The organism is Bradyrhizobium sp. 186, from assembly GCF_023101685.1.
In the GTDB taxonomy this organism is placed as follows: Bacteria; Pseudomonadota; Alphaproteobacteria; order Rhizobiales; family Xanthobacteraceae; genus Bradyrhizobium.
On record NZ_CP082164.1, the window covers coordinates 188,043 to 200,819 of the forward strand.

Genomic DNA, 12,777 nt, shown 5'->3' on the forward strand with positions numbered 1-12,777 from the left:
AGGTATTCATGGACGACACTTCGAAGTGCCCGTTTCCGGGCGGAAAACCCGCGCGGGCGAACCGCGACTGGTGGCCAACTCAGCTCAGCATCGAGATGCTGCATAAGAATTCCGGCCTGTCCGATCCGATGGGCAAGGAATTCGACTATGCCAAGGAGTTCAAGAGCCTCGACCTGAACGCGGTCATCAAGGACCTGACCGCGCTGATGACGGAGTCGCAGGAATGGTGGCCCGCCGACTTCGGCCATTACGGCGGTCTCATGATCCGCATGGCCTGGCACAGCGCGGGCACCTACCGTATCACCGACGGCCGCGGTGGCGCCGGTGCTGGCCAGCAGCGCTTCGCTCCGCTCAACAGCTGGCCCGACAACGCCAACCTCGACAAGGCGCGCCGGCTGCTCTGGCCGATCAAGCAGAAATACGGCCGCAAGATCTCATGGGCCGACCTGATGGTGCTCGCCGGCAACGTCGCGCTGGAATCGATGGGCTTCAAGACGTTCGGTTTCGCCGGCGGCCGCGCCGACGTCTGGGAGCCGGAAGAATTGTATTGGGGTCCTGAAGGCACCTGGCTGGGCGACGAACGCTACAGCGGCGAGCGCCAGCTGGCCGAGCCGCTTGGCGCGGTGCAGATGGGCCTGATCTACGTCAATCCGGAGGGACCTAACGGCAAGCCGGATCCGATCGCTGCGGCAAAGGACATCCGCGAGACCTTCTTCCGCATGGCAATGAACGACGAGGAGACCGTCGCGCTGATCGCCGGCGGTCACACCTTCGGCAAGACCCATGGCGCAGGCGATCCGTCGCTCGTCGGGCCTGAGCCGGAAGCGGGCGCGCTCGAGGATCAGGGCCTCGGCTGGAAGAGCAAGCATGGCACCGGCGTCGGCGCCGATGCGATCACCGGCGGCCCGGAAGTCACCTGGACGCAGACTCCCACGAAGTGGAGCAATTTCTTCTTCGAGAACCTGTTCAAGTACGAATGGGAGCTGACGAAGAGCCCGGCGGGCGCGCAGCAGTGGAAGGCCAAGGGTGCGGAGGCGAGCATCCCGGACGCGTTCGACAAGTCCAAGAAGCATCTGCCGACGATGCTGACGACCGACCTCTCGCTGCGCCTCGATCCGGCCTACGAGAAGATCTCGCGGCGTTTCTTCGAGCATCCCGATCAGTTCGCGGACGCCTTTGCCCGCGCCTGGTTCAAGCTCACCCATCGCGACATGGGACCGATCGTGCGCTATCTCGGTCCGCTGGTGCCGAAGGAGACGCTGATCTGGCAGGATCCGATTCCGGCGGTGAATCACGAGCTGGCAAGTGATCAGGACATCGCCTCGCTGAAGACGAAGATCCTGGCCTCGGGTCTCTCGGTGCCGGAGCTGGTCTCGACGGCGTGGGCGTCGGCATCGACGTTCCGCGGCTCGGACAAGCGCGGCGGCGCCAACGGCGCGCGCATTCGCCTCAGCCCCCAGAAGGACTGGGAGGTGAACCAGCCGGCCCAGCTCTCGAAGGTTCTCGGCAAGCTCGAAGCGATCCAGAAGGAGTTCAACGCTTCGGCCGGTGCGAAGAAGGTCTCTCTTGCAGACCTGATCGTGCTCGGCGGCACTGCCGCGGTCGAGAAAGCCGCGAAGGACGCCGGCGTCGACGTGAAGGTCTCCTTCACGCCGGGCCGCATGGATGCCTCGCAGGAGCAGACTGACGCTGCTTCCTTCACACCGCTCGAGCCGCGGGTCGATGGTTTCCGCAACTACACTGGCAAGCGGCATCAGTTCATGATGCCCGAGGAAGCTCTCGTCGATCGCGCGCAGCTGCTGCGGCTCAGCGGGCCCGAGCTGACTGTGCTCGTCGGCGGCCTGCGCGTGCTCGGCGCCAATGCCGGTGATTCGAAGAACGGCGTCCTCACCTCGAAGGTGGGAACGCTGACCAACGACTTCTTCGTCAACCTGCTCGACATGAGCACGCAGTGGGCCCCGGCCGGCACGGACGGCACCTACGAAGCACGCGACCGCAAGACCAATGCGGTGAAGTGGACCGGCACCCGCGCCGACCTGATCTTCGGCTCGCACTCGCAGCTCCGCGCCTTCGCCGAGGTCTATGCCTCGTCGGACGCCAAGGAGCAGTTCGTGAAGGACTTTGCGACGGCCTGGACCAAGGTGATGAACCTCGACCGGTTCGATCTCGCCGCCTGATCCTGACGATCAGCAAGCGTTCAACAAAAAGGGCGGCCGTGAGGCCGCCCTTCGTTTTTCCGATATGTGCTGGCGTTTACTCGCCGGCCGCTTCGCGGGGAGCCTGCTGGCCGTCGGCACCCTTGGCCTCGAGGTCCTCGCCGGTCTCCTGGTCGACCACCTTCATCGACAGCCGCGTCTTGCCGCGGTCGTCGAAGCCGAGCAGCTTGACCTTGACCTTGTCGCCTTCCTTGACGACGTCGGAGGTCTTCTGCACGCGCGCCGAAGCGAGCTGGCTGATGTGGACGAGGCCGTCCTTGGAGCCGAAGAAATTCACGAAGGCGCCGAACTCCATCACCTTGACGACGGTGCCCTCATAGATCTGGCCGACTTCCGGATCGGAGGCGATCGACTTGATCCACTTGATCGCGGCCTTCATCGCCTCGCCGTCGCTGGAAGCGACCTTCACGGTGCCGTCGTCCTCGATGTTGACCTTGGCGCCGGTCTTCTCGACGATCTCGCGGATCACCTTGCCGCCGGTGCCGATCACTTCGCGGATCTTGTCGGTGGCGATCTTGAAGGTCTCGATGCGCGGCGCGTATTCGCCGAGCTCGGCGCGCGCATTGGTGAGCGCCTTGGACATCTCGCCGAGGATGTGGATACGCCCATCCTTGGCCTGGCCGAGCGCGACCTTCATGATCTCCTCGGTGATGCCCTCGATCTTGATGTCCATCTGGAGCGAGGTGATGCCCTGCTCGGTGCCGGCGACCTTGAAGTCCATGTCGCCGAGATGGTCCTCGTCACCGAGGATGTCCGACAGAACCGCGAAGCGCTTGTCTTCGAGGATCAGGCCCATCGCGATGCCCGCGGTCGGCCGCTTCAACGGCACGCCGGCGTCCATCAGCGCGAGCGAAGCGCCGCAGACCGAAGCCATCGACGAAGAGCCGTTGGATTCGGTGATCTCCGAGACCACGCGGATCGTGTAGGGGAACTCGTGATGCGGCGGCAGCACCGGGTGGATCGCGCGCCAGGCAAGCTTGCCGTGGCCGATCTCGCGGCGCTTGGTGCCGCCGAGGCGACCGGTCTCACCGACCGAGTAGGGAGGGAAGTTGTAGTGCAGCAGGAACGTCTCTTTGTACGTTCCCGACAGCGCGTCGATGTACTGCTCGTCCTCGCCGGTGCCGAGCGTGGTCACGACCACCGCCTGGGTCTCACCGCGGGTAAACAGCGCCGAGCCGTGAGCGCGGGGCAGCACGCCGACTTCGGCGATGATGTTGCGCACGGTCTTGGAATCACGGCCGTCGATGCGCTTGCCGGTATCGAGGATGTTCCAGCGAACGATCTTGGCTTCGAGCTCCTTGAACACGCCGCCGATGCGCAGCTTGTCGTATTTCGGCTCCTGCCCTTCAGGGAAATAATGGGCGATCACCTTTTCCTTGACCTTGCCGACCGCGGCGTAGCGATCCTGCTTGACCGGAATGGCGTAGGCGTCGCGCAGCTCCTGCTCGACGATGCCGAGCATTTCCTTTTCGAGCGCCGAATTGTCGATCGTGGTGACCTCGCGCGGCTCCTTCGCGGCCTTCTCGGCAAGCTCGATGATCGCGTTGATCACCGGCTGGAAGTGGCGGTGACCGAACATCACCGCGCCGAGCATGATGTCTTCGTTCAGTTCCTTGGCTTCCGATTCCACCATCAGCACGGCGTCGGCGGTGCCGGCGACGACGAGGTCGAGCTGGGTGTCGACCATCTCGTCGAGGGTCGGATTGAGCACGTATTCGTCATTGACGAAGCCGACGCGCGCTGCGCCGATCGGACCCTTGAAGGGAGCGCCCGACAGGGTCAGCGCAGCCGACGATGCCACCAGCGCCACGATATCGGGATCGTTCTCCATGTCGTGCGACAGCACGGTGACGATCACCTGGGTCTCGTTGCGCCAGCCGTCGACGAACAGCGGACGGATAGGACGGTCGATCAGGCGGGAGACCAGCGTCTCCTTCTCGGTCGGACGGCCCTCGCGCTTGAAATAGCCGCCGGGAATGCGGCCCGCGGCGTAGGTCTTTTCCTGATAGTCGACGGTCAGCGGCAGGAAGTCGACGCCTTCGCGCGGCGACTTCGCCGCGACGACGGTGGCGAGCACCACGGTCTCGCCGTAGGTGGCGACGACGGCGCCGTCGGCCTGGCGTGCGATCTTGCCGGTTTCGAGCTTGAGAGGGCGTCCGCCCCAGTCGATCTCGACGGAATGCTTATTGAACATAGATGTCTTCTTTCATGGGTTCTCGAAAGAAGGACGGGTCGAAAAACAAAAACCATGCGCAAGATTGCGGGACGTTGATCGGAGCGGGCGATCAGCGTCCTGCGATCCTGCCATGGTTTTTGGATTTCGGATGGCGTCCATCTTTTCGGGTCATACGGGCGCCTTGCCCGTTGCGCCCAGCCGCCGGATTGCTGCTGGACTGTCAGTCGGCACGAACGCGAACACCGAAACGCGGTCTTCGCCCATCATGCCCCGGATGCGAATCATCGTTGGCTCGCACCCGACGCGCACGCAGCCTCGATCAAAAACCTTTAAACAAACGCTTTCGTTCGAAACCACGCGCGAAAACGCGCGCCATTGGCGCGCGCAGGAACACTTAACGACGAATGTTGTGCTTCTCGAGCAACGCCTTGTAGCGCGCCTCGTCCTTCTTCTTCACATAGTCGAGGAGCGAGCGGCGCGTCGAGACCAGCTTCAAGAGGCCGCGACGCGAATGGTTGTCCTTCACGTGGGTCTTGAAATGGCTCGTGAGGTTGTTGATGCGTTCCGAAAGGATCGCGACCTGCACCTCGGGCGAACCGGTGTCGCCGGCTTTGTTGGCATTCGTCTTGATGACTTCCGCTTTGCGTTCTGCGGCAATCGACATCGTCAATTTCTCTCGTTGCGACCGGAGTTGGCAGTCAGGCCGGTCAGGTTGAACACACGCTTGGGGATGATTTCGCCATTGCCAACTTCAGCAAGCGCGAGAAGCCGGCCTGCCACCGTGACATAGACTGTGCCGCTACAATTGGGCGCATCCCGTCCGCGCAACAAAACGGCCTGGCCCCGATGGAGCCTTGCCGCATCAGCCCGAGTGACGGCCAGTGCCGGGATGTCGTCCAGCGCGGTCTCAACGGGCATAAGCGCGTCGGCGAGGCTGCCCTCGCCGGACGCGGCTCTATCGCACAAAGCCTCCAGCTGATCCAGCGGAATCATGTCGTTCTCGCCGAATGGGCCGACCAGGGTCCGCCGCAGCGCGCAGATATGGCCATAGGTGCCGAGAATCCGGCCCATATCGCGGGCCAGCGCGCGGACATAGGTGCCCTTGCCGCACTCGGCCTCGAACGTCGACCGGTCCTTATCTGGTTGATCTACAAGGGATAAATGGTGAATCTGGACCGGGCGGGGGGCCAGCTCCACGATCTCGCCGTCGCGGGCGAGGTCATAGGCGCGCTCGCCTTGGACCTTGATCGCGGAATAACGCGGCGGGACCTGCTCGATCACCCCGGTGAAACGGGGCAGCAGGGCCTCGATAGCCTCCCGGGTCGGCCGCTGGTCGGAGGTCGCGGTGACCCGGCCCTCGATATCGTCGGTGTCGCGCTCCTCGCCCCAGCACACGGTGAAGCGGTAGCGCTTGCGCCCGTCCATGACGAAGGGAACCGTCTTGGTGGCTTCCCCGAGCGCGATCGGCAGGCCGCCGGAGGCGAGCGGATCGAGCGTGCCGGCATGGCCGGCGCGCTTGGCCTGGAACAGGCGCTTGAGCACGGCAACGGCCTGTGTCGAGGTCATGCCGATCGGCTTGTCGAGCACGACCCAGCCGTGGACGTCGCGCCGGTCGCGGCGCGGCTGATTGCCCTTCTGCTTGTTGGCACGTGGATCGTTGTTGACGCGGCGCGGCTCCTGATGCGGCTGAGCATCGCCGCCGACGTCTGCAAAATTATTTTTCTGCACGTCGCGCACATCAGGCTCTTCGCCGCCGATCGTACCGTGAGCGGGGTCCATCGTCATTGTTCTTCTTCCCGATCCGAATCCGGATCCTGTTCCAGGTCCTTCTGCACCGCAGGCGTTCGCAAAAGCTTCTCGATCCGTTCCGCTTCGTCGAATCGTTCGTCGACGCGGAAGCGAAGGTCAGGTGCAAATTTCAGGTTAACGCGCCGCGCGACCTCGCCGCGCAGGAATTTCTTGTTGCGTTCGAGCGCAGCGATCACGACCTCGGTGTCGCGGCCACCAAGCGGCATCACATAGACTGTCGCGAGCTTCAGGTCGGGCGACATCCGTACCTCCGGCACGGTGACGATGTGGCCTTCAAGGTCCGCATCATGCACGCTGCCTTGCGCCAGAATATCGGCTATCGCGTGGCGAACCTGCTCGCCGACCCGCAGCTGACGCTGCGAGCCTCCGCCTGGCGCGGAACTTTTCTTCTGATGGTGGCGGGGCATTGCTGAAAATCACCTCGTCATGCCCGTGTTTGCGACACGGGCATTGTCATTTGTCCTGTTGAAACGAATGAGGCGCGGATGGCCGGAAAAATCCGGCCATCGCGTTCTCGCAATTTCAGTTCAAAAAGATCCGGACGCTTCGGTAAGATTTGGACTTACAGGGAGCGCTGGATCGTCTCCACGCGATAACACTCGATCACGTCACCGGCACGCATGTCGTGATAGTTCTCGAAGGCCATGCCGCATTCCTGGCCGGCCTGGACTTCCTTCACTTCGTCCTTGAAGCGCTTCAGCGTCGACAGCTTGCCTTCGTGCACGACGACGTTGTCGCGGATCAGGCGCACATTGGCGCCGCGTTCCACGGTGCCGTCGGTGACGCGGCAGCCGGCGACCTTGCCGACCTTGGAGATGTTGAAGATCTCCAGGATGGCGGCATTGCCGAGCATGGTTTCGCGCAAGGTCGGCGCGAGCAGGCCGCTCATCGCCTTCTTCACGTCGTCCACGAGGTCGTAGATGATGTTGTAGTAGCGGATCTCGATGCCGTTGCGCTTGGCGGCCGCGGCCGCCTCCTTGTTGGCTCGAACCGAGAACCCGATGATCGCGGCGTTGAAACCTTCCGCCAGCGTGACGTCGGATTCCGAGATGCCGCCGACGCCGGCATGCAGGATGCGGGCGGCGACTTCGTCGGTGCCGAGCTTCTCCAGCGAGCCGAGGATCGCTTCCAGCGAGCCCTGCACGTCGGCCTTGATGATCAGCGGGAATTCCTTGCGGCCCGCCGTCTTCAACTGCGACATCATCTGCTCGAGCGAGCCGCGCATGCCGGAGATCGAGGCCGCCGCGTTCTCGCGCTTCTGGTGGGCGCGGTAGCTGGTGACCTGGCGGGCGCGGGCTTCGTTCTCGACGACCGCGAGACGATCGCCAGCTTCCGGCGGGCCGTTGAAGCCGAGCACCTCGACCGGCACCGACGGACCTGCTTCCTGCACCGTCTCGCCCTGATCGGAGATCAGTGCGCGGACGCGGCCCATCTCGGCGCCGGCGACGATGATGTCGCCGACACGAAGCGTGCCGCGCTGGACCAGCACGGTCGCGACCGGACCACGGCCGCGGTCGAGCTTGGCCTCGATCACGGTGCCTTCGGCCGGGCGCTCGGAGTTGGTTTTCAGGTCGAGGATGTCGGCCTGGAGCGCGATCATCTCGAGCAGCTTGTCGAGATTGGTCTTGTTTTTCGCGGACACTTCGACGTCGACGACTTCGCCGCCGAACGACTCCACCTGCACCTCGTGCTGGAGCAGCTCGGTGCGCACGCGCTCGGGCTTCGCGTCGGGCTTGTCGATCTTGTTGATGGCAACGATGATCGGCACGCGCGCCGCCTTGGCGTGGTTGATGGCTTCGATCGTCTGCGGCATCACGCCGTCATCGGCCGCAACCACCAGCACGACGATGTCGGTCACCTTGGCGCCGCGGGCGCGCATTGCGGTGAACGCAGCGTGGCCGGGCGTGTCGATGAAGGTGATCTTCTTGCCGCTTTCGGGCGACACCACCTGATAGGCGCCGATATGCTGGGTGATGCCGCCGGCTTCGCCGGAGACAACGTTGGCGTGGCGGAGCGCGTCGAGCAACGAGGTCTTGCCGTGGTCGACGTGGCCCATCACGGTCACGACCGGCGAGCGTGGCTCGGTGTCGCTGGAATCTTCGATGGCGTCGAACAGGCCTTCTTCGACGTCGGAGGCCGCCACGCGCTTCACGGTGTGGCCGAGTTCCTCAGCGATGAGCTGGGCGGTGTCGGCATCGATCACGTCGGTGATCTTGTGCATCGCGCCCTGCTTCATCAGCATGCGGATGACGTCGACCGCGCGCTCGGCCATGCGGTTGGCGAGTTCCTGGATGGCGATCGCTTCCGGAATGACCACCTCGCGGATAAGTTTTTCCTTCGGCTCGTTCGAGACGTGGCCCTTCAGGCGCTGGGTGCGGCGGCGGAACGACGCGATCGAGCGCTCACGCACGTCGCCGGCACTGAGCGCGGTGACGAGCGTCAGGCGGCCGCGCTCCTTCTGCGGACCCGGCTTGTGGGTGGTCTTGGGGGCTGCCACGGGACGCATGGCGCCGCCGGGACCGCGACGGATCTGGCGCGGAGCCTCCTCTTCGTCCGGCCCGGCCGCGACCCCGGGGGCACGACCTGGCGCGCCGGCCGGCCGCTGTGCGGTCGTCGTCGCAGGTCGCGCTGTGGTGGTCGCAGGTCGTGACGTGGTCGTCGCGGATCGCGGTGCGCTGGTGGCCGGTGCGGCCGTCGCAGCCCGAGCCGCAGATTGCGACTGTTCACCCTCGCCAAAGCGCTTCTTGGCCTCGGTCTCGGCCTTGCGCTTGGCTTCCTCTTCGTGGCGATGGCGCTCGTCCTCGGCCTTGCGGCGGGCTTCGGCGGCCTCGCGCTCGACGCGCTCGGCGCTTTCGCGGACGGCGCGGCGCTGGGCTTCGTCTTCGGCCTGACGGCGCTCCTCGACTTCACGCACCTTGGCATCGGCGAGCGCACTGGCGCGGGCCGAACGTTCGTCCTCGGTCAGCGTACGCAGCACCACGCCGGAACCGGCGTTGCGCGGCGGGGCAGCCTTCGGCACGGGGCGCGGCTCCGCAGCGGGCGCGACCGGCGCCGGCTTGGCGGCCTCGGGCGCATGCGGCTCGGGGCCGCCGTCGATACGGCGCTTGCCGCGCTTCTCGACCACGACCTGCTTGCTCCGGCCATGGCTGAAGCTCTGGCGCACGGTGCCCGTTTCGACGCGCGGCTTGAGCGATAGCGTCTTGCTCGGAACGCTCAGCTTCTTGTCGCCAGGGGTCTTGGTATCAACCATTCAGCAGTCCTAATCCTGATCTTTGTTAACGTTGTGCGTTGCCGCACCGTCCTATCGGGTGATCGTTGTCTCTCAGAAATCCTGGCCGCGCTTTTCGGTAATCTTGTCATCGTCCGCCATCCGGTATCGGACCAGCATCTGGCTACGTGACAGGAATGACCTGCTCGCCGGGCCCGCGAGCAGCGCAGCATGTATCACATTTGACCGGGTAAGTGCCAAATCCAATTCTACCGATTTCAGTGCGGTCACGACGGGAATCTGCGGCTTGGCGCCGCGATTCCCGTCATTTTGACGCGCCAGCATGTCCAATTTGCGGATTCCGTCCGCGGCCCCGTCGCTAGCGTGGATCAGGACCTCGACCGTGCCTTCCCGCAGGGCGCTCTCGACCTTGCCGAAGCCGGCCACGATCTGGCGCGCCTTGGCGGCGATCCCAAGGGCTTCCATCACGCTCCGGACCAGGAGCACCTCGATGTCGGACGGAAGCGTCTGAGGAGTGCGCAGCTCGCGCTTGAAGGCTTTGCTAAACTGGTGACGACGGACGGCTTCCGCAACCGTCTGCCGCGAGGCCGATATCCACATGCCGCGCCCGGGCAGCTTGCGCTTGAGATCGGGAACTATGTCGCCCTGGGGGGAAATGACGAAGCGGATCAGCTCGTCGATCGGCCGGACCTCGCGGCTGACCGCGCACATCCGCGTGGTCGCGGACCTTTCGGTCCGCGGGCCATTGTCGAGATCGTGGTCAGTATCCGCAAGCATCCGGGCGACATCTCCTGCTGCCCTTAAGCCGGCTGATCTTCGGCCGCCTCAGCCTCTTCGGCCGGCTTGGCCAAGTCGGCTTCGGTGATCCAGCCGGCCTTGACGCGCGCCTGCATGATCATGGCTTCCGCATCGTCGCGGGAGACGTCGAGGCCTTCGAACGCGCCGGCGAACTTGGTCTGCTCGCCACCTTCCTTGCGCTCGGTCCAGCCGACCAAATCGTCGGTGGCGCAGCCGGCGAGATCGTCGACGGTCTTGATGTCGTTCTCGCCGAACTTCACCAGCATCTTCGAGGTCACGCCAGGCACGTCCTTGACTGCGTCCTCGACGCCGAGTTCCTTGCGCTTGGTCTCGAGCTCGGCTTCCTGCTGCTCGAGATATTCGCGGGCGCGGTTCTGAAGTTCCTGCGCGGTCTCCTCGTCGAAGCCTTCGATGCCGGCGAGTTCCTTGATATCCACCATCGCGAGTTCCTCGACCGAGGTGAAGCCTTCGGACGCCAGCAACTGGCCGACGACCTCGTCGACATTGAGCGATTCCATGAAAACGCGGGTGGAATTCTCGAAGTCAGCCTGACGGCGCTCCGATTCCTCCTGCTCGGTCAGGATGTCGATGTCCCAGCCGGTGAGCTGCGAGGCGAGACGGACGTTCTGGCCGCGGCGGCCGATCGCCAGCGAGAGCTGGTTGTTGGTGTCGGGCACCACGACTTCGATACGCTCGCGGTCCTCGTCGATCACGACCTTGGAGACTTCGGCCGGAGCCAGCGCGTTAACCACGAAGGTCGCGATGTCGGGCGACCAGGGAATGATGTCGATCTTCTCGCCCTGCAATTCGTTCACCACCGCCTGCACGCGCGAGCCGCGCATACCGACGCAGGCGCCGACCGGATCGACCGAGGAATCGCGGGAAATCACGCCGATTTTCGCGCGCGAGCCCGGATCGCGGGCCACCGCCTTGATCTCGACGATGCCGTCATAGATCTCGGGCACTTCCTGCGCGAACAGCTTCGCCATGAACTGCGGATGGGTGCGGGAGAGGAAGATCTGCGGGCCGCGGGTTTCGCGGCGGACGTCGAAGATGTAGGCGCGGACACGGTCGCCGTTGCGGAAGACTTCGCGCGGCAGCATCTCGTCGCGGCGGATGATGGCTTCGCCACGGCCGAGGTCGACGATCACGCTGCCATATTCGACGCGCTTGACGACGCCGTTGACGATGTCGCCGATGCGGTCCTTGAATTCCTGATATTGCCGGTCGCGCTCGGCCTCGCGCACCTTCTGCACGATGACCTGCTTGGCCGATTGCGCGGCGATACGGCCGTATTCCAGCGGCGGCAGGGTGTCGGCGATGGTGTCGCCGACCTGGGCGCCGGGATTGGCGCGCTGCGCGTCCGCCAGCGAGATCTGGTTGGAATGGTTTTCGACCGTGTCGACCACCAGCATGTGGCGCGACAGCCGCAGTTCGCCCTTCTTCGGGTCGATCTCGGCATGAACGTCAGTCTCACTGCCGTAACGTGCCCGCGCCGCCTTGGCGATGGCGTCCTCCATCGCCGCGATGACGATGCCGCGGTCGATCGATTTTTCGCGCGCAACGGCGTCGGCGATCTGGAGCAGTTCAAGTCGATTGGCGCTGACTGCCATGGCTAGTCTCCTTCGTCAGGCTCGATCTCGCCGCGCCGCGCTCGTTCGGCAGCAAGGCGATGCTTCTTTGTATTGGTCGGGGCCGGCTTCTTTTGCGGCTTGGTGTTCTTGGTCGTCTTCTCACTGATGCTGGCGTGCGGTGCAGCCGGCGGCTCCAAGCCGAGATTGCGGCGCATCTCGCGCGCCTCGGCCTTGCCGCGCCGCATGGATTCCGCGACCAGCTCGTCGGTCAGCACCAGCCGCGCCTCGCCGATATCCTCCATCACCAGAAGGACCTCGGCATCGTCATTGGTCTTGGCCTTGACGTCGTCGCGTATCAGCCGCACGCGGTCGCCCTCGACGCCTGCGAGGGTGCCACGGAACCGCTTCCGCCCCTCATGGGCGTTTGCCATCTCGACCTTGACCAGATGACCGGTATACCGCTCGAAATCGGAGCGACGCACCAGCGGCCGGTCGATCCCCGGCGAGGAAATTTCGAGCCGGTAGGCACGCTCGATGGGGTCGGCGACGTCCAGCACGGGCGACAGCGCCCGCGAGATCGCCTCGCAATCCTCGATCTGCATCGTGCCATCCGGCCGCTCGGCCATGATCTGCACGGTGCAGCCGGCTTCCCCGGAAATGCGGATCCGCACCAGCCGGTAGCCCATGCCTTCGAGCACCGGACCTGCGATCGCGGACACCCGCGCCGCCACGCCCGGCTCGACCACAAGCCGTGGCTCGGCCAGCAACTCGGCATCCGTGGAACCAGGGTTCGGTTCGGTCATATCCAGGGTCAAGGCGCTCGATGGTTAAGGCTTGGTTAAGACATTCATAGCCTGCTTCGGAACTCTTCGTCCCGACAGATAGTCGGTCCGCGCATCCTCCGCCAAGCCGCGTTCAGGTAATAAAAAAGAGCGGGTCCTTTCGGGCCCACTCTCACTACGCGGATCGTATGAG

The 12,777-nt window shown here is 64.6% G+C and carries 9 protein-coding genes; 1 reads left to right on the forward strand and 8 read right to left on the reverse strand.

What is annotated here, in order from left to right; all coding sequences use genetic code 11:
• Positions 1 to 8: 8 nt before the first annotated feature.
• Positions 9 to 2,177, forward strand: a complete 2,169-nt coding sequence (gene katG, locus IVB18_RS00920) for a catalase/peroxidase HPI (protein ID WP_247987477.1) — start codon at positions 9 to 11, stop codon at positions 2,175 to 2,177.
• Between the two features lie 76 nt (positions 2,178 to 2,253).
• Here the strand turns inward: katG and pnp are convergent, their stop codons facing one another.
• From pnp to rimP, 8 genes are all read right to left on the reverse strand, one after another.
• Positions 2,254 to 4,410, reverse strand: a complete 2,157-nt coding sequence (pnp, locus tag IVB18_RS00925; RefSeq protein ID WP_247987478.1) for a polyribonucleotide nucleotidyltransferase — start codon at positions 4,408 to 4,410, stop codon at positions 2,254 to 2,256.
• A 376-nt stretch (positions 4,411 to 4,786) separates the two neighbouring features.
• Complete coding sequence (gene rpsO / locus IVB18_RS00930) at positions 4,787 to 5,056, reverse strand: 30S ribosomal protein S15 (RefSeq protein ID WP_247425875.1); 270 nt, start codon at positions 5,054 to 5,056, stop codon at positions 4,787 to 4,789.
• A gap of 2 nt (positions 5,057 to 5,058) precedes the next feature.
• The gene (gene truB / locus IVB18_RS00935; RefSeq protein WP_247987479.1) at positions 5,059 to 6,177 is read right to left on the reverse strand and encodes a tRNA pseudouridine(55) synthase TruB; all 1,119 of its coding nucleotides are present in this window, start codon (positions 6,175 to 6,177) and stop codon (positions 5,059 to 5,061) included.
• Positions 6,174 to 6,608 (reverse strand): 30S ribosome-binding factor RbfA, encoded by a 435-nt coding sequence (gene rbfA, locus IVB18_RS00940; protein ID WP_247987480.1) that lies wholly within the window; start codon positions 6,606 to 6,608, stop codon positions 6,174 to 6,176. The genes truB and rbfA overlap by 4 nt, the downstream gene beginning before the upstream one ends.
• Before the next feature lie 155 nt (positions 6,609 to 6,763).
• The gene (gene infB, locus IVB18_RS00945; RefSeq protein ID WP_247987481.1) at positions 6,764 to 9,451 is read right to left on the reverse strand and encodes a translation initiation factor IF-2; all 2,688 of its coding nucleotides are present in this window, start codon (positions 9,449 to 9,451) and stop codon (positions 6,764 to 6,766) included.
• A 72-nt stretch (positions 9,452 to 9,523) separates the two neighbouring features.
• Positions 9,524 to 10,207: an RNA-binding protein gene (locus IVB18_RS00950; RefSeq protein ID WP_247987482.1), complete on the reverse strand. Its 684-nt coding sequence runs from the start codon at positions 10,205 to 10,207 to the stop codon at positions 9,524 to 9,526.
• A 23-nt stretch (positions 10,208 to 10,230) separates the two neighbouring features.
• Complete coding sequence (nusA, locus tag IVB18_RS00955; RefSeq protein ID WP_247987483.1) at positions 10,231 to 11,841, reverse strand: transcription termination factor NusA; 1,611 nt, start codon at positions 11,839 to 11,841, stop codon at positions 10,231 to 10,233.
• Between the two features lie 2 nt (positions 11,842 to 11,843).
• Positions 11,844 to 12,605 (reverse strand): ribosome maturation factor RimP, encoded by a 762-nt coding sequence (gene rimP / locus IVB18_RS00960; RefSeq protein ID WP_247987484.1) that lies wholly within the window; start codon positions 12,603 to 12,605, stop codon positions 11,844 to 11,846.
• Between the last annotated feature and the right edge of the window lie 172 nt (positions 12,606 to 12,777).

Bases quoted from the DNA above. Each gene is read 5' to 3' on its own strand.
- katG (WP_247987477.1), top strand. From the start codon at position 9: ATGGACGACACTTCGAAGTGCCCGTTTCCGGGCGGAAAACCCGCGCGG.
- pnp (WP_247987478.1), bottom strand. From the start codon at position 4,410: ATGTTCAATAAGCATTCCGTCGAGATCGACTGGGGCGGACGCCCTCTC.
- rpsO (WP_247425875.1), bottom strand. From the start codon at position 5,056: ATGTCGATTGCCGCAGAACGCAAAGCGGAAGTCATCAAGACGAATGCC.
- truB (WP_247987479.1), bottom strand. From the start codon at position 6,177: ATGACGATGGACCCCGCTCACGGTACGATCGGCGGCGAAGAGCCTGAT.
- rbfA (WP_247987480.1), bottom strand. From the start codon at position 6,608: ATGCCCCGCCACCATCAGAAGAAAAGTTCCGCGCCAGGCGGAGGCTCG.
- infB (WP_247987481.1), bottom strand. From the start codon at position 9,451: ATGGTTGATACCAAGACCCCTGGCGACAAGAAGCTGAGCGTTCCGAGC.
- IVB18_RS00950 (WP_247987482.1), bottom strand. From the start codon at position 10,207: ATGCTTGCGGATACTGACCACGATCTCGACAATGGCCCGCGGACCGAA.
- nusA (WP_247987483.1), bottom strand. From the start codon at position 11,841: ATGGCAGTCAGCGCCAATCGACTTGAACTGCTCCAGATCGCCGACGCC.
- rimP (WP_247987484.1), bottom strand. From the start codon at position 12,605: ATGACCGAACCGAACCCTGGTTCCACGGATGCCGAGTTGCTGGCCGAG.